This window comes from Streptococcus sp. WM07 (assembly GCF_004570525.1).
Classification (GTDB): domain Bacteria; phylum Bacillota; class Bacilli; order Lactobacillales; family Streptococcaceae; genus Streptococcus.
The window spans coordinates 1-380 of record NZ_SPPZ01000285.1 but is presented as its reverse complement, the minus strand read 5'-3'; the positions used below and the strand labels follow the sequence as shown (position 1 = coordinate 380).

The window sequence follows — 380 nt, the reverse complement described above, 5'->3', positions numbered from 1 at the left end:
GCGGACACGCTGATGCTGTGTGCCTCCTGGGTCGCCCAGACGGATCTTTCGGAGTTCTTTAAGAAATGGAATCCGGGCGCGAATGCTTACCAGCTGCCGGGGGCGAGCGAGATGAGCTTCGAGGGCGGTGTGAGCCAGTCGGCTTACAACACGCTCGCGTCACTCGATCTGCCGAAACCGGAACAGGGACCGGAAACCATTAATCAGGTTACCGAGCATAAGATGTCTGCCGAGTAAGCCCGTAGGCCGGATAAGGCGCTCGCGCCGCATCCGGCATGAAATAAGGCGCACCGGGTTAACACATTTGCCCGATGCGCCTGCTTATCGGGCCTACAGACGGGGAAAGCCGCGATTATTTGCGCTGGCAGACACCCGTAGGA

General features: G+C 59.2%; 1 protein-coding gene. It reads left to right on the top strand.

Annotation, left to right across the window (positions count from 1 at the left end; genetic code table 11):
• A partial coding sequence (locus tag E4T71_RS09270) for a hypothetical protein (RefSeq protein ID WP_135039007.1) occupies nucleotides 1-237 on the top strand: 237 nt, incomplete at its 5' end.
• Between the last annotated feature and the right edge of the window lie 143 nt (nucleotides 238-380).